This window comes from Bacillus sp. SN32, assembly GCF_002837495.1.
GTDB lineage: Bacteria > Bacillota > Bacilli > Bacillales > Bacillaceae > Bacillus > Bacillus subtilis.
In genome coordinates, this window is the sequence record NZ_PJCT01000001.1 from 72,053 (window position 1) to 87,298 (window position 15,246).

General features: G+C 44.5%; 16 protein-coding genes. 7 read left to right on the forward strand and 9 right to left on the reverse strand.

The window, feature by feature from the left end:
• Positions 1–10: 10 nt before the first annotated feature.
• Both bcaP and CW370_RS00465 read left to right on the forward strand, forming a co-directional pair.
• Entirely contained in the window at positions 11–1,408 is a 1,398-nt protein-coding gene (bcaP, locus tag CW370_RS00460; protein ID WP_003245791.1) for a branched-chain amino acid transporter BcaP, read from the forward strand.
• Positions 1,409–1,526: 118 nt separating this feature from the next.
• Positions 1,527–2,882, forward strand: coding sequence for a sodium-dependent transporter (locus CW370_RS00465; protein WP_003245615.1), 1,356 nt, complete (start codon positions 1,527–1,529; stop codon positions 2,880–2,882).
• Between the two features lie 33 nt (positions 2,883–2,915).
• On the opposite strand, the gene pdxR is transcribed toward CW370_RS00465, so the two are convergent.
• Entirely contained in the window at positions 2,916–4,325 is a 1,410-nt protein-coding gene (pdxR, locus tag CW370_RS00470; RefSeq protein ID WP_024571733.1) for a MocR-like pyridoxine biosynthesis transcription factor PdxR, read from the reverse strand.
• 109 nt (positions 4,326–4,434) lie between these two features.
• Here pdxR and CW370_RS00475 point away from each other — a divergent pair, with 109 nt between their 5' ends.
• On the forward strand, positions 4,435–4,863 hold the full coding sequence (locus CW370_RS00475; protein ID WP_009966899.1) for a GNAT family N-acetyltransferase: 429 nt from the start codon (positions 4,435–4,437) through the stop codon (positions 4,861–4,863).
• 31 nt (positions 4,864–4,894) lie between these two features.
• On the opposite strand, the gene CW370_RS00480 is transcribed toward CW370_RS00475, so the two are convergent.
• The 3 genes from CW370_RS00480 to sigM are packed head-to-tail and all read right to left on the reverse strand — an operon-like array spanning position 4,895 to position 6,730.
• Positions 4,895–5,185, reverse strand: a complete 291-nt coding sequence (locus tag CW370_RS00480; RefSeq protein WP_003233341.1) for an anti-sigma-M factor — start codon at positions 5,183–5,185, stop codon at positions 4,895–4,897.
• Positions 5,173–6,249 carry an anti-sigma factor gene (locus CW370_RS00485; protein WP_015252469.1) on the reverse strand — a complete coding sequence of 359 codons (1,077 nt, stop codon included), beginning with the start codon at positions 6,247–6,249 and terminating at the stop codon, positions 5,173–5,175. Before CW370_RS00485 ends, CW370_RS00480 begins: the two co-directional genes overlap by 13 nt.
• Positions 6,239–6,730, reverse strand: a complete 492-nt coding sequence (gene sigM, locus CW370_RS00490) for an RNA polymerase sigma factor SigM (RefSeq protein WP_003224177.1) — start codon at positions 6,728–6,730, stop codon at positions 6,239–6,241. Before sigM ends, CW370_RS00485 begins: the two co-directional genes overlap by 11 nt.
• Positions 6,731–6,926: 196 nt before the next feature.
• Here sigM and akrN point away from each other — a divergent pair, with 196 nt between their 5' ends.
• The gene (akrN, locus tag CW370_RS00495) at positions 6,927–7,922 is read left to right on the forward strand and encodes an aldo/keto reductase AkrN (protein ID WP_003245422.1); all 996 of its coding nucleotides are present in this window, start codon (positions 6,927–6,929) and stop codon (positions 7,920–7,922) included.
• A 134-nt stretch (positions 7,923–8,056) separates the two neighbouring features.
• Positions 8,057–8,656, forward strand: a complete 600-nt coding sequence (locus CW370_RS00500) for a 1-acylglycerol-3-phosphate O-acyltransferase (protein ID WP_003233335.1) — start codon at positions 8,057–8,059, stop codon at positions 8,654–8,656.
• A 68-nt stretch (positions 8,657–8,724) separates the two neighbouring features.
• Here CW370_RS00500 and CW370_RS00505 read toward each other — a convergent pair whose 3' ends face one another.
• Both CW370_RS00505 and cueR read right to left on the reverse strand, forming a co-directional pair.
• Positions 8,725–10,059, reverse strand: a complete 1,335-nt coding sequence (locus CW370_RS00505; RefSeq protein WP_009966903.1) for a hemolysin family protein — start codon at positions 10,057–10,059, stop codon at positions 8,725–8,727.
• A gap of 60 nt (positions 10,060–10,119) precedes the next feature.
• A complete protein-coding gene (cueR, locus tag CW370_RS00510) occupies positions 10,120–10,551 on the reverse strand; it encodes a Cu(I)-responsive transcriptional regulator (RefSeq protein ID WP_010886460.1) in 432 nt (143 codons plus the stop codon).
• Between the two features lie 155 nt (positions 10,552–10,706).
• Here cueR and CW370_RS00515 point away from each other — a divergent pair, with 155 nt between their 5' ends.
• Both CW370_RS00515 and CW370_RS00520 read left to right on the forward strand, forming a co-directional pair.
• Positions 10,707–11,888 carry a pyridoxal phosphate-dependent aminotransferase gene (locus CW370_RS00515; RefSeq protein WP_024572997.1) on the forward strand — a complete coding sequence of 394 codons (1,182 nt, stop codon included), beginning with the start codon at positions 10,707–10,709 and terminating at the stop codon, positions 11,886–11,888.
• Positions 11,889–12,214: 326 nt separating this feature from the next.
• A complete protein-coding gene (locus CW370_RS00520; RefSeq protein WP_003233322.1) occupies positions 12,215–13,600 on the forward strand; it encodes a hemolysin family protein in 1,386 nt (461 codons plus the stop codon).
• 13 nt (positions 13,601–13,613) lie between these two features.
• Here the strand turns inward: CW370_RS00520 and crcB are convergent, their stop codons facing one another.
• The 3 genes from crcB to CW370_RS00535 are packed head-to-tail and all read right to left on the reverse strand — an operon-like array spanning position 13,614 to position 15,080.
• Entirely contained in the window at positions 13,614–13,970 is a 357-nt protein-coding gene (gene crcB / locus CW370_RS00525) for a fluoride efflux transporter CrcB (RefSeq protein ID WP_024572970.1), read from the reverse strand.
• Complete coding sequence (locus CW370_RS00530) at positions 13,967–14,362, reverse strand: fluoride efflux transporter FluC (RefSeq protein WP_029946195.1); 396 nt, start codon at positions 14,360–14,362, stop codon at positions 13,967–13,969. Before CW370_RS00530 ends, crcB begins: the two co-directional genes overlap by 4 nt.
• On the reverse strand, positions 14,349–15,080 hold the full coding sequence (locus CW370_RS00535) for a glycerophosphodiester phosphodiesterase (protein WP_021479659.1): 732 nt from the start codon (positions 15,078–15,080) through the stop codon (positions 14,349–14,351). The genes CW370_RS00530 and CW370_RS00535 overlap by 14 nt, the downstream gene beginning before the upstream one ends.
• Between the last annotated feature and the right edge of the window lie 166 nt (positions 15,081–15,246).

A 15,246-nucleotide genomic window follows, 5' to 3' on the forward strand; every position in this document is an offset into this window, starting at 1 on the left:
TTGAAGGGGAATGAAAGGGAGCGTTTTTAGGAAGAAAAGCATTCAGGATTTAATCGCTGCGACGAGCGGGGAAAAGTCTTTAAAAAGAGAATTAGGAGCATTTGATTTAACGTTGCTTGGAATCGGCGCCATTATTGGCACAGGGATTTTTGTTCTGACGGGAACAGGCGCAGTCACGGCCGGTCCCGGGCTGACGATTTCATTTGTTGTGGCGGCGTTGGCTTGTTTATTCGCCGCCCTGTCTTACGCGGAATTTGCGTCAAGTGTGCCTGTTTCAGGTTCGGTGTATACATTCACTTATGCGACATTGGGAGAGCTTATGGCCTTTATTATCGGGTGGGATTTAATTTTAGAATACATGCTGGCGGTAAGTGCAGTGTCGGTCGGCTGGTCTGGTTATTTCCAATCGTTTTTATCAGGGCTTGGCATTCATCTTCCGGTTGCTTTAACAGCGGCACCGGGCGCAGTGAAAGGCACCTTTACCCTGTTTAATCTTCCTGCATTCGTCATTGTAATGGCGATCACATATTTGCTTTATTTAGGCATCAAAGAATCAAAAAGAGTCAACAATATCATGGTTATCTTGAAGATACTGGTTGTTCTGCTGTTTATCGCGGTGGCAGCCGTTTACGTGAAGCCGCACAACTGGCAGCCGTTTATGCCAATGGGCTTTGGCGGCGTATTCAGTGCAGCGGCGCTCGTATTCTTTGCTTTTATCGGATTTGACGCTGTATCCTCTGCTGCGGAAGAGACGAAAAATCCTGCGAAAGATCTGCCTAAAGGCATTATTTTCTCTTTACTGGTCTGCACGATTTTATATGTCACCGTATCAGCGATCATGACTGGGGTTATCCCGTTTGCTCAATTTGCGGGTGTGGATCATCCGGTTTCTCTAGTTCTTCAAAGCGCAGGACAAAACTGGGTGGCTGGCATCATTGATATTGGCGCCGTGTTGGGAATGACAACAGTTATGCTCGTGATGCTTTACGGGCAGACACGCGTCATGTTTGCCATGTCGCGTGACGGACTTGTGCCGGGCTCACTTTCTAAAGTGCATCCAAAGCACAAAACACCTTATGTAGCCACTTGGTTTTTCGGAACGATGTCGGCGCTTCTCGGCTCACTTGTTCCGCTGGATGAACTTGCAAAGCTGGTAAACATCGGGACGTTGTCGGCATTTGTCCTGATTTCTGTGGCAGTTATCGTTTTGAGAAAGAAACAGCCTGATCTTCCGAGAGCTTTTAAATGCCCGGGAGTTCCCGTGATCCCAGGCCTGGCGATTCTGTTCTGCCTGTTCTTGATTTTAAATCTGGGATGGGTGACGATTGTCCGCTTCCTAGTGTGGCTGTTAATCGGCTTGGTAATCTATTTTCTGTATTCAAGAAAGCATTCAAAATTAAATCAATAACCTTTTGATAAAGAGAGCGGCCATACAGGCCGCTCTCTTTTCTGTTCTTGGCAAATGAATCTATAGAAATGAAGACAAAAATAAGAGATAATATAGGCTGGAAAGGAAGTGACGTTTATTGTCTGAGCAAAAACCAGTCCAATGGGCTTCGAAAATCGGTTTCGTCATGGCAGCCGCCGGCTCGGCTATCGGCTTGGGCGCGATTTGGAAGTTCCCTTACGTAGCGGGGACCAATGGGGGAGGAGCCTTTTTTCTTATCTTCGTGTTATTTACCATCCTCTTAGGCTATCCGCTTTTGGTGGGGGAATTTATTTTTGGAAGACGGAACCAGACGAATGCCATTGATGCATATAAAAAAGAAGCGCCGCGATCAGCTTGGTTTCTTACAGGGTGGATCGGTGTAGCCGCGTGTTTCTTAGTGCTGTCGTTTTACAGTGTAATCGGGGGATGGATTTTGCTGTATATCGTGAAAACAGCGTCAGGATCACTGTCCGGGCTTTCTCAAGCACAGTATGGCGCTCTTTTTGCTTCTATTATCCAAAATCCGGTGCAGACGCTCGCGGCTCAGCTTGTCTTTATGGCACTGACTGTACTCGTTGTCGCAAGAGGGGTTCAAAAAGGGATTGAACGGGTAAGCGCGGTGATGATGCCGATTTTGTTTTTATTGTTTATTCTGCTCGTTCTTCGGTCTCTTACGCTTAATGGTGCAATGGAAGGCGTAAAGTTTCTGCTTGTGCCTCATTTCGGCGATTTGACTCCGGAATCCATATTATTCGCGCTGGGACAGGCCTTCTTTACGTTAACACTGGGGGTTTCGGTGATGGTGACCTACAGCTCCTATTTGCCGAAAACACAAAATATCCCTCGTTCGGCAGCCTCCATTGTCTTGATGAATATCATTGTGACACTCTTGGCAGGTTTGGCTATTTTTCCGGCGGTTTTCTCATTCGGTTTTCAGCCAAATGAAGGACCGACATTGCTGTTTACAGTGCTTCCGGCCGTTTTTGAACAGCTTCCGTTCGGCACGTTGTTTTTTATCGGCTTTCTCGTTGCATTTTTATTTGCAGCCTTAACCTCAGCATTTTCGATGGTTGAAATTATCGTTGCCACAATCGGAAAAGGGGACGAAAAGAAGAGAAAAAAACTGTCATGGACGAGCGGGCTTTTGATCTTTTTGGTCGGAATCCCATGCTGCTTGTCTTATGGCGTTTTGAGTGATGTGCACCTATTTGGCAAAACGTTTTTTGATATTGCCGATTTTACCGTCAGCAATGTTTTGATGCCTTCAGGCGCTCTGTTAATTTCTCTATTTATCCCGCTGAAAATTTCGAAAAGCGAACTCTTGGCTGAAATGCGAAATGGATCAAATGCAGGTAAAGCATTCTTTTACACATGGTTTTATTTGCTTCGTTTTATCGTGCCGCTTGCCATTATTATCGTGTTCTTAAATTTAATCGGAATTTTATCATTTTAAAAAACAGGCTCCGTTTCCGGGGCCTGTTTTTATTTAATAAGTTGATATCAACGGTGCCCATGCCGTTTTCAGTTTTTGGATGCCGAGCCTGATGTCCTCTTCTGACAAACCTCCATAACCGATTAAGACAGAAACAAAAGGCGTTCGTTCTTTATATGAAGGGGAGACGGGATAGATGGTTACACCGTTGTTTGCGGCTGCTTTTATTGCTTCTTCCTCACTTGCTGGAAACAATAGTCGCAGCAGAATGTGAAGCCCCGAGTTTTTACCGAGAATCTCAACGGTGTTTCCTAGTTCAGAGCGGATGGCTTCTAACAGGACAGCGTGTTTTTTTCGGTATAAGCTTCTCATTCTATTTATGTGTTTTTGCCACTCTCCGGTTTCGATGAAGTCTGCCAGTGCCAATTGCGAGTGAACAGAGACGGTCTGCTTCATTAACTGAGCATTGTCTTTGATCGGTTCCATGAGTTCAGGGGGCACAATCATGAAGCTGAGCCGCAAGGAAGGCAGAAGTGACTTTGAAAAAGTGCCCAGATATATGACTCTGCCATTCGGATCAAGACCCTGTAAAGACGGAATGGGGTGGCCGCTGTAGCGAAATTCTCCATCGTAATCATCTTCTATAATGAATGAATTTGTTTCTGCCGCCCATGCCAGCAGCTCCTGTCTGCGGGTAATCGTCATAATGGTCCCAATCGGAAACTGATGCGAAGGAGTCGTATACATGAGATAAGGATTCTGGCGGTAGAGCTCATCCGGCAGGACGCCTTCTGAATCAGAACAAATCGGAGTGACATCCATGTGATTTGCTTCAAACATCCTTCTTGAACGGTGAAAGCCCGGTTCTTCAAAGCCGATTTTTGTACCTGGCTTTAGCGAAAGGCAAAGAATTTGCAGAAGCACGGTGATTCCTGCGCCGATGATAATCTGGCCGGGTTCGCAAATTACTCCCCGAGACAGCCTGACGAATCGGGCAATCATGTGCCTGAGTTCGTATTCTCCTTGAGGGTCGCCAGAGGTGTGAAACGATCCGGAATAGTGATCAAGACTTTTTACTATGCTTTTTCTCCATGCGTTAAAGGGAAAGAGGGTCGGATCAACGTTGCCCTGATGGAAGTCAATAGCAGGTGCGTTCTTTTCATGTAATCCCGGCTGTACAGACTGCTGAAAATGGTCAGGAGCTGTCGGGAATCCTTGTTCTACTTCCGCCGCGAACCAGCCGATTTTCGGCTTGCTTTTGACATAGCCCTCAGCAGTTAATTGCTCATAAGCCCGTTCTATAGTTGCCGTGCTGACATCGAGCAAGCTGGAGAGCCTGCGTTTTGACGGAAGTCTTGTTCCCTTTGTTATTCGCGCATGTGAAATTTCTTGTTTAAAAAAGGTATAAAGCTGCTCATACAGCGGTGTTTTGCTCTTTTTATCAAGAAACGGCGTAATATCCATCTCATGTCTCCTTTGTATCTGGCATGGTCATTTTTTCTGAGATTGGCTATTTGGAAAATGCCATTTATTAGCTATGCTCATTGTAACGAAAGGAAAGGGGATTGAGAAGATGATCCATATGAAACAATTAACCTCGAAAGAAGAATGGGCTGAGTCGTATCCGATTATGAGTGAATTGAGAACAGAACTGGATATAGAGACGTATTTACAAAGGCTTGAAGCCTGTGTGCAGAAAGAATCGTATATGCTGTTTGCCTTATATGAAAATACAGCAATCAGAGCGCTGTGCGGGGCTCTGCCGAGAGTTTCCATTCATAAAGGAGAGCACTTGTGGATTGCGGATCTTGTTACAACGGCACCTTGCCGATCAAAGGGATACGGCAAAATGCTTTTGGATTATGCCTCAGACTGGGCGAGAAAAGCCGGACTTGGTTTTGTCAGTCTTTCATCTGGCCTTCAGCGTAAAGACGCACATCGATTTTATACAGATAAAATGGGTTTTACTATAGAAAGTTATTTGTTCCGAAAACCGGTGTAATGAAAAAAAGACGCCTGAAAAGGCGTCTTTTTTAAAAGCCAAACTGTAAATTCGTATCTACAGATACAATGGTATACACACAAATAATCACAAAGAGATTAAGGATGACGCCGAGCAGGCCTGGACCTGTGCGCCCTCTCTTGATGAAGAGTTCAACAACGCCGAACGGAACGGCAGCCATGGCGAACGGAAGCATTTGATAGGAATAAAACGTGACGTTGCTGATAATGGCCAAATTCAGCAACAGCAGGGACAGAACCGCTGTCCCGACAGAGATCCAGCCGAATACATTGTGTTCTTTAAAAATTCTTACCAGTTCCATAATTCCACCTCGCCGACATTCGCTGATTTTACAGATTTATTTTTCAGCATGCGCTGGATTTCCTTGGTTGGCCCTGTAACGACCGAACCGTATACATTGACACCGTTTTTCTCTACATAATCTAATCGGTTATCTACATTCAGGTCTTTCCGTTTTGAAATGACCTGAGCCCATTTTTCGTGTTTGGACATGAATTTCAGGGCGTTGATAAACTGATCGCCATTCGACTTGCCTTTTGTATTAAGGGCGGCCAGGAACTTTGAATCCTTTCCAGGATAGCCAAGAGGTTCTGTGGAAGCTGTCTTATTTGTGTTTTTCTCTGTTTCGATTGCGTTCCACAAAAAGCTCACATCATAGCCTTTGAATTTGTTATACACGTCTTTTGTCGGATATGCACGGTCATATGAAAGGTAGACCTCTGATACCGTTCCTTCAGGCAATGTGCTTAACGTTTTTTCTGCTTTTGCGGTCGTTTGTTCAGACTTGTTTGAAGGATGTGTAAAGTAATGGCCGGTTTTATTCACTTCTAAGTCATAGTAGTTTACTGCCGGCGCTTTTACTTTGTTATAAAACATTTCAACCCGTTCATTCCCTACGGCAGCCGTCTTCGTGCCAATCTGCTTTTGCAGCGGGAATTCCGTATTCATTCCAAATAGCTTCACTTGGCTTTTCAGTCCGGAAGTATCAACAAGAACATTTGGCATGGTCAGGGCTACAGTGACTGCGGCAGTTTCCATAAACTCATTGCCGGTGCTGTGTTTTCCACCCATTCCGTAATAGAGGTAGCTTCCCAGCGTACAAAGCGGCAAAATCATCAATGTCGAAATGACGGCAAGCACAGAAATTCGCAAATAAGACTTGCGTTTGCCGTAGGCTAAAATCGCTTTTTGTTTTTCAGGACTGATGCTGAGATCCCAATCGTTATCGTCCTCGAGTTCGCTTTCAATCAGTTCCTGATATACTTCGAGCTTCTCAAGTTCTTCCTCAAATGCAGTCATTTCCTGGTCGCTCATTTCCCCATTTTTATATTGATCAAAACGCTTTTTAAATTCTTCATTCATCATTAACACCTCTATTATAAAGTGCTTTCAGCCGCTGTCTGGCACGAAATAAAACACTTTTAAAATTCGCCTCTGAAATATTCATAATATGGGATGCTTCTTTGTAGTTTAACTCTTTTAAATAATATAGCGTTAAGGCCTCCCGATAATTATCGGGGAGCTCGGACATATAACCAGTCAGCACTTCCTTTATCTCTACCTGATGGGCAGGACTTTGAACAGCATTTTGAAAGAGGCTTCCGATTAAGTCATCAGAAATGGTTACTTCTTTCTTATGCTTTCTGACGTAATCAATGAAGGCGTTTCGCGCCACTTGAAAAAGCCAGGGCTTTACTTTGCTGTGATCATAGGAGTGAATGTGTATGTATGCCCGCATAAAGGTTTCCTGCAGTAAGTCTTCAGCAAGATGCTTGTCTTTTGTCATGGAGAGCAGGAACCTGTAAACATCATTCATGTACATTTGGTAAATTTCATCGATCGTCACTGCCTTTTCTCCCCTCTATGTTATACACGCATAAGAAAGGTTTAAAGTTGCACATTACATGCAAACGGCTTTTTTATACCTAATCAAACACCATTACTATATAGTACCCAAAAATGCCCGCAAAAGATAGTGCGGAGAAATGTTTAACATTTTTTCCAGAGGGGAAAAGATAGTGAAAAAGTGAAGGAGTGGCACAATGGAATATACCAGTATAGCAGATACAGGAATAGAAGCCTCCAGAATCGGCCTCGGCACATGGGCCATTGGCGGAACGATGTGGGGAGGCACTGATGAAAAAACATCGATTGAAACAATCCGAGCCGCTCTTGATCAGGGGATTACACTGATTGACACCGCGCCGGCTTACGGCTTCGGGCAGTCCGAGGAAATCGTCGGAAAGGCAATCAAAGAGTACGGCAAAAGAGACCAGGTGATTCTCGCAACGAAAACGGCTCTGGACTGGAAGAACAACCAGCTGTTCCGCCATGCGAACAGAGCGAGAATTGTAGAGGAAGTTGAGAATTCTTTGAAGCGGCTTCAAACAGACTATATTGATCTTTATCAGGTGCATTGGCCCGATCCGCTTGTGCCAATTGAAGAAACGGCTGAAGTCATGAAGGAATTATATGATGCGGGAAAAATCCGGGCGATTGGCGTCAGCAATTTTTCAATTGAGCAAATGGATACATTTCGCGCCGTCGCACCTCTCCATACGATTCAGCCTCCATATAATCTGTTTGAAAGAGAGATGGAAGAGAGTGTTCTTCCTTATGCGAAAGATAACAAGATAACAACATTATTATACGGCAGTTTATGCAGAGGGCTGTTAACAGGCAAAATGACCGAAGAGTATACATTTGAGGGCGATGATCTGCGTAATCACGATCCAAAATTCCAGAAGCCCCGCTTTAAAGAGTATCTTTCTGCTGTCAATCAATTGGATAAGCTGGCGAAGACACGTTATGGAAAATCAGTGATTCACTTGGCTGTCAGATGGATCTTAGATCAGCCGGGAGCGGATATCGCTCTTTGGGGAGCAAGAAAGCCTGGGCAGCTTGAGGCCCTATCTGAAATTACAGGCTGGACGCTGAACAGTGAAGATCAGAAAGATATCAATACTATATTGGAAAATACGATATCAGACCCTGTCGGACCGGAGTTTATGGCCCCGCCGACCAGAGAGGAAATATAACAAAAGCTGAGGGCGAATTCTCAGCTTTTTGGCGTTTTAACGGGAGAAATCTTAAAAATTAGTACCAGGTAATAAAAAATGTTGTTATAATAGATGACAGAAAGAATCATTGATTACGACAAAGGAAGTGCGATATGTATAAGTTTTGTGCAAATGCTTTAAAAGTTATTCTTTCTCTTCGCGGAGGAGTGAAGGTGTATAACAAAGAAAACCTTCCGGCCGATTCAGGTTTTGTCATCGCGTGTACACATTCCGGCTGGGTTGATGTGATTACACTCGGAGTCGGGATTCTTCCTTATCAAATACACTACATGGCGAAAAAAGAGCTTTTTCAAAATAAATGGATCGGTTCGTTTCTGAAGAAAATTCATGCCTTTCCGGTAGATCGGGAAAATCCCGGGCCAAGCAGTATTAAAACGCCGATTAAGCTGCTGAAAGAAGGAGAGATCGTCGGTATCTTCCCAAGCGGAACAAGAACCTCTGAGGATGTGCCTTTGAAAAGAGGTGCGGTGACGATTGCGCAAATGGGGAAAGCGCCGCTTGTCCCCGCTGCATATCAGGGCCCTTCAAGCGGAAAAGAATTATTCAAAAAAGGAAAAATGAAGCTGATTATCGGTGAGCCTCTTCACCAGGCTGATTTTGCCCACCTGCCTTCAAAGGAAAGACTTGCAGCAATGACAGAGGCTTTGAATCAGCGGATTAAAGAACTAGAGAATAAACTTGATCAGCTATAAGGCGTTCTGAGAGATTGCCCTGAAACTGTAAAAATAAGAAAAGCACCTTATACAAGGTGCTTTTCTTATTATGCTTCCTGCTGGTTAGCTGTCTCCAGAAGTTCTTCTTCTTGAAGCTTTTTCACTTCAATATATGCGACGTGGTGGCCGTCAATTTCATTAATGATGAATTCGCAGCCCTCTTCGATGATGGAATCATCTTTTTCAACATCGTATTTTTGAGTAAGGAACCAGCCGCCGATCGTATCGACTTCTTCGTTCTCTAAATGGATGCCTAGCAGGTCGTTTACTTGGTCAATTAACACTTTTCCGTCAAGAATATAATGGCCTTCGCCGATTTTGCGGATTTCGCTAATTTCATCAATATCAAATTCGTCGCGGATTTCACCGACAATTTCCTCAATGATGTCCTCAACCGTCACAAGCCCGGCAGTACCGCCGTATTCATCAGACAATATGGCCATGTGGACCCTCTCTTTTTGCATTTTGACAAGCAGGTCTTGGATTGGCGCAGATTCAATGACATGAATGATCGGGTTGACGAATTGAGAAATGGTGGAATCAACAGATACCTCACCGCTTATGCAGGCGGTCAGCACTTCTTTAATGTTAATAACTCCGATAATGTTATCTTTATCGCCCTCTTCCACAGGGTAGCGGGTATATTTTTCAATCTGAATGATGTCCATCATTTCAGAAATCTTGATATCATGCGGAAGGCTGACAATTTCGGTCCGCGGAATCATAATTTCTTTCGCGAGCCTGTCGTCAAATTCAAAGATTTTATTCACATATTTAAACTCTGATTGGTTGATTTCACCGCTTTTATAGCTTTCAGACAAAATGATTCGCAGCTCTTCTTCTGAGTGTGCCAGTTCGTTTTCTGAAACGGTCTCCAGGCCAAATGCTTTGGTCAATAACCGTGCGGAATTGTTCAAAAGCCAAATGAATGGGAACGCGATGCGGTAAAACCAAATCAGCGGTTTCGCAAACAGCATAGACACTGCTTCCGCCTTTTGGATAGCGACTGTCTTAGGTGCAAGTTCTCCGACAACAACGTGTAAGAACGTGATAATGGCATACGCAAAAATAAACGATATGACATGTGAAAGGGAACCTGGTACGTTCATTTGTACGAAAAGCGGGTGAAGCAGCCTTTCGATCGTTGATTCACCTAAAACCCCTAATCCGATGGAAGTCAATGTAATTCCGAGCTGACACGCAGATAAATATTCATCAAGATGCGTGGTCACTTTTTTTACGGCTATTGCTGCTTTATTTCCTTCCGCGATCAGCTGATCGATCCGTGAGCCTCTGATTCTGATAATGGCAAACTCAGATGCCACGAAAAATGCCGTCAGGGCGATTAAAACAGCAACTAAAATCAAATTCACTATGTCCAATTAGAACCTTCACTCTAGCAATGAGAATGAAGGTAACACCTCCTGTTAGATAAAATGGTTTTAACTTAACAGCAGCATAAATGATTGGAACACGGCGAGCTTTTCAGGCGGGAGTTTGCTTTTCAGCTTGTCACGATCCTCGGGCTTCAGCCGTTCAAACCGATGCAAGATTCCGGAGATGTTTTGATTCATATGATCAATTTCTAATGCCAGATTTCCAATTTCATCATCAAGTTTAGCTGAAGAGGGAAACTGGTTCTCCAGTCGATCTTTAATATCGGACAGGGCCAATCGCTGCTTCTTGCAATCTACAATAAATATAAGTCGTTTGAGTGCATTTTCGTCGTAGTAACGGTAATTTGAACAGGATCTGGCCGGCGTAAGCAGACCGAGATTCGTATAATAATCAACTGTCCGTTTCGTTACTCCGGCGAGTGCCGCTAGTTCACTGATGCGATAAGTCTCAGCCCCATCTATATCCCTCCCAACCATCACGTTATAGTTATGAGAATAGTTTAATATATGAACGGTGTCTTGCACAAGTTTATTGTTTTTTTAGACCGGAATTGGAAGTTGTGGAATTCATCATCTGATTGAAGTAACATAGGAAGATAGAATTTTCAAATTTTTATATGCGGAAGGGACAGATGAAATTGGCTGGGTTATCCCGGGAAGTTGAAGAAAACTTAAATAAAGGATCATGGATTCGCAAGCTGTTTGATGAAGGTGCAAGGCTGAAGAAGGAGTTCGGAGAAGACCAGGTATTTGATTTTTCACTCGGCAACCCGATTGTTGAACCGCCTGAAGCTTTTAAGAGAGCGTTAATAGAGGAAGCTGAAAAAGGCAGCCACGGATACATACAAAACCAAGGGCTTCCTGCAGCGAGAGAAAAAGTCGCGCAATTTCTGGGGTCGCGTTTTGAAGCTGATTTCTCAGCGGAGCGTATCGTCATGACGGTGGGCGCGGGAGGCGCTTTGAATGTTGCGTTAAAAAGCATCGTAAACCCTGGGGAAGAGGTCATTATTCTCGCACCTTATTTTGCCGAATATAAGTTGTATATTGAGAACTACGGGGGAAAGGCCGTCAGCTGCCCGTTGACAGGCCGGTTTGAGATCGACATTGAAGCGGTAAGGCAATCGATCACTCCACAGACGAAAGGGCTGATCCTCAATACACCGCATAACCCCACAGGCACGGTTCTCAGCCAGAAAAATATAGACGATTTAGGCGCTTTATTAAAAGAAATAGAAGAGAAGAGCGGCCAGACGATTTATGTGCTGTTTGATGAACCGTACAGTCAATTAATCTATGATGAAGAGCTGGCAAATCCGTTTCAATCGTACCATCGTGTGATATTGGCTAGCTCATTCAGTAAAGATCTCGGCATAGCCGGGGAGCGGCTCGGATATATCGGATTGGACAGCCGAATGCCGGATGCGGACCTTTTGATCAACGCTTTTGTGTATTGTAATCGAACGCTTGGATTTGTGAATGCCCCTGTCATGATGCAGCGGGCTGTGGCACGAATGGATGATTTAAGAGTAGACGCGAGCGCTTATAAAGAGCGCCGGGATTTAATGGTAGACATTTTAAAAGAAGCCGGTTTTGAATTTGAAATGCCAAAGGGAGGTTTCTTTGTTTTTCCGAAATCGCCGATTGAAGATGAAGTTGCATTTTGCGTGCATGCCGCCCAAAAATACAAATTATTAATTGTGCCGAGCAGCGGTTTTGGAATGAGCGGGCATTTCCGATTATCCTTCAGTGTGCCGATCGAGCAGATTAAAAACTCACGGGACATTTTCATTTCTTTATATAAAGATTTTGCTTAAGAAGGCAAAGAAAAGAAAACAGTTTTCAAGGCTGTTTTCTTTTTATATCCGCAAAATCCTTCCTCTTCCAATCCAGACAGGCGCAGAATTGACAAGCAGGCATGCAGTTAAGGCTTTCCTCATGATAAAAGTCTAAAAATTAAAAATCATTTTTGGAATGAGTTGTGTTACAATAAAATATACAATTTATAATCAAACTTTGACTTTTGGAGGTGGTATGATGGGGCCCTCTGCTTAGGCAACAATACACCGCGTACCTCAATGTTAAGGAAAAATGATTATATCAGGAGGTGACTCCTTATCCTTTGTTGAGAGGATAGGGTTAAATGGACGATATTGACAGTCTGATTTTAATTGGCGTGCTCATTGCTTTAACCGCGTTTTTCGTTGCAAGCGAGTTTGCGATTGTTAGAGTGAGGAGATCCAGAATAGATCAGCTTATCACAGAAGGAAACAAACGGGCGATACTCGCAAGGCGTGTCATTACAGATTTGGATGAATATTTATCCGCATCCCAGCTAGGCATTACATTGACATCAATCGGGCTTGGCGTACTGGGTGAGCCGGCCTTTGAACGGCTGCTGCATCCACTGTTTGAACCGCTCGGCTTGCCGGACTCGGTTTCACATGCAGCCTCTTTTGCAGTCGCGTACGGCTTGATCACGTTCCTGCACGTTGTTGTAGGTGAACTGGCCCCGAAAACGGTCGCGATTCAAAAGGCAGAACAGCTGACTTTACTGATAGCGGGCCCTTTGCGTTTATTCTATTTGCTCCTGTTTCCGTTTATTTGGATCCTCAATGGATCGGCGCGGCTTTTATGCGGGATGTTCGGTTTGAAGCCTGCGTCAGAACATGATGGTTCCCATTCTGAGGAAGAACTCAGGATGCTGTTATCTGAGAGTTTAAAAAACGGAGAGATTAATCCGTCTGAATATAAATATGTGAATAAGATTTTTGAATTTGATAATCGGATCGCGAAAGAAATTATGATACCGCGGAAGGAAATGGCTGCTGTGTCAACTGAGATGACGATGGCCGAGATGCTTGAAGTCATGCTGAAGGAAAAATACACGCGCTGGCCAGTCACAGATGGAGACAAAGACAGTGTGATCGGTTTGGTCAATACGAAGCATTTGTTTTCTGATTTGCTGTTTATGACAGAAGAAGAACGAATGAAGATGACGATCCATCCGTATGTGAGGCCGGTCATCGAAGTGATTGAAACGATCCCGGTTCATGACTTGCTGATTAAAATGCAGCGCGAGCGCATTCATATGGCTATATTGTCGGATGAATACGGAGGAACCTCGGGACTTGTGACGACAGAGGATATTCTTGAGGAAATTGTCGGAGAGATCAGAGATGAATTTGATGAAGATGAACAGCCGCTGATCCAAAAGCTTGGCGACGGCCATTATGTGATGGATGGAAAGGTTCGGATCGATCAGGTGAACAGCCTTCTTGGCGCATCGATTCAAGAAGACGTCGATACGATCGGCGGGCTGATATTAAAAGAAAACATCGATATTGAGGCTGGTGAATCCATTCGCATCGGTTCATATACGATAAAGGTGCTGAAGATGGACGGCCGATTAATCAAGCAAATCGATATAAAAGAAGAAGCCGGCAACACAACCGGGATTACGGCGCACCACAAGCTGCCGCTGCCCGAGCCTGTGATGCTGAACAGTGCAACCTTGAGCGAGAAATAAGCTCAAGGTTTTTTTACATTGTGATTGTCCAGCCGCACCAAAATGCCAAAAGCGACCCGCAAAGTGTCAGGGCGATGTACAAGATGCTTTCTTTTACACGTTTGGCCATAAGGAGTTGAATACTTTCAACGCTGAAAGTGGAAAAGGTCGTAAAGGCGCCAAAAAACCCCGTGCCGATGATAAGCGAGACCGAAGCATTTGCAACGTGAAGTCCTGTAAATATTCCGAGCCCGAGAGCTCCGAGAATATTGACTGTCAGTATGGCAATGGGCAGGCTGAGACCTTTGGTTTTGGCGGTTATGACATTGCCAAGCCAGAAGCGAAGCATTGCGCCAAGTCCGCCCCCTATGAAAATACCCGCTAGTGTCATCTTTCCTGCAGCCCCTTTCTTTGCTGAATGCCTGCTATGCGCCGTCCCGAAAAAACACCAATCAGTGCAAATATGATCCCTGATATCAATGAGGCTGCCACATATAAAAGAGCCAATGAGGGTTGTCCTTGCAAAAGCATCACTGTTTCCTTAGAAAACGTGGACATTGTTGTGAAGCCTCCGCAAAAGCCGGTGCCTAAAAAAGCCGACAGCAGAGGCCGTTTTACCCCGATCATAAAAAATCCGGTCAAAATGCCTAATAGAAGGCTGCCTGCCGCATTTTCCAGCCAGGTTGCCGCCGGGAACTGACCGGTGTGTATCCATAAGTTTAATCCGTATCGGAGGCAGGCGCCAAGCGCGCCTCCGATAAAAACCGCGCTATATATTTTCATGTTTGCCATCCTTTATGATGAAATCCGGGTAATCTGTAACGATGCCGTCCACGCCCATGGCTTGTAATTTTGCCGCTGTCTTTTGATTGTTGACAGTCCATGCAAATATGTTTAAGCCATTTTTATGGACGGAGCCGATCATCAGACGGTTGAGCCGTGTGTATTTTATATTGACATAGTTTGCAAAAGAGCGGAAGGCCTTCATCTGATTTCTGGACAGCATGCCAAAGTTGGGCCTTGTAATGACCGCTGTCGGAATCGAAGGATAAAGCTCGCGGAACCTTTGGACGGAGCGGAACTGAAAGGATTGAACAATATTATTGATAGAAAAAGAAAATTGCCCTAATAGCTGTCCCACCTCTTTTTCAATTCCGACTTGAGACGGATGGCCTTTTAGTTCAATTAAAAGTCCGATTTTTTTGTGGTAGCGCTTGAGCACCGCTTCCAGGGTCGGAATACGCTCTCCTTGAAAAGCGGGGCCGTACCAGCTTCCTGCATCGAGTTTTTGCAATTCCTCCAAGGTAAAATCCTTAACAAAGCCCGATCCGTTTGTTGTTCGGTCAACCCTGTCATCGTGTATTACAACAATCTGCCTGTCTTTTGTAAGCTGGACATCCAGTTCAATCATATCTGCATTCATTTTCACCGCAAGGTCAAATGCGGCAATCGTATTTTCCGGAGCGTAGCCGGATGCTCCGCGATGGGCAATGATGTACAAGCTAAGTCAGCTCCTCGTATGGGCATTTCTGTTATTGTATCAAAACCATATATGCACCGCGATACAAACTGGTGAATTTTTTCTGCCATATCGGAATGGTCCGGGCTGAGGAATGCGTATAACTAAAAAAAGACACTCAGCGTATCAGAACACATTTCGTCAGAAA

Coding starts and splice junctions, on each gene's coding strand:
- CW370_RS00520 (WP_003233322.1), top strand. CDS start 12,215: ATGGACGATATTGACAGTCTGATTTTAATTGGCGTGCTCATTGCTTTA.
- CW370_RS00530 (WP_029946195.1), bottom strand. CDS start 14,362: ATGAAAATATATAGCGCGGTTTTTATCGGAGGCGCGCTTGGCGCCTGC.
- crcB (WP_024572970.1), bottom strand. CDS start 13,970: ATGACACTAGCGGGTATTTTCATAGGGGGCGGACTTGGCGCAATGCTT.
- CW370_RS00480 (WP_003233341.1), bottom strand. CDS start 5,185: ATGGAACTGGTAAGAATTTTTAAAGAACACAATGTATTCGGCTGGATC.
- CW370_RS00475 (WP_009966899.1), top strand. CDS start 4,435: ATGATCCATATGAAACAATTAACCTCGAAAGAAGAATGGGCTGAGTCG.
- pdxR (WP_024571733.1), bottom strand. CDS start 4,325: ATGGATATTACGCCGTTTCTTGATAAAAAGAGCAAAACACCGCTGTAT.
- CW370_RS00485 (WP_015252469.1), bottom strand. CDS start 6,249: ATGATGAATGAAGAATTTAAAAAGCGTTTTGATCAATATAAAAATGGG.
- cueR (WP_010886460.1), bottom strand. CDS start 10,551: ATGGTTGGGAGGGATATAGATGGGGCTGAGACTTATCGCATCAGTGAA.
- bcaP (WP_003245791.1), top strand. CDS start 11: ATGAAAGGGAGCGTTTTTAGGAAGAAAAGCATTCAGGATTTAATCGCT.
- akrN (WP_003245422.1), top strand. CDS start 6,927: ATGGAATATACCAGTATAGCAGATACAGGAATAGAAGCCTCCAGAATC.
- CW370_RS00515 (WP_024572997.1), top strand. CDS start 10,707: ATGAAATTGGCTGGGTTATCCCGGGAAGTTGAAGAAAACTTAAATAAA.
- CW370_RS00500 (WP_003233335.1), top strand. CDS start 8,057: ATGTATAAGTTTTGTGCAAATGCTTTAAAAGTTATTCTTTCTCTTCGC.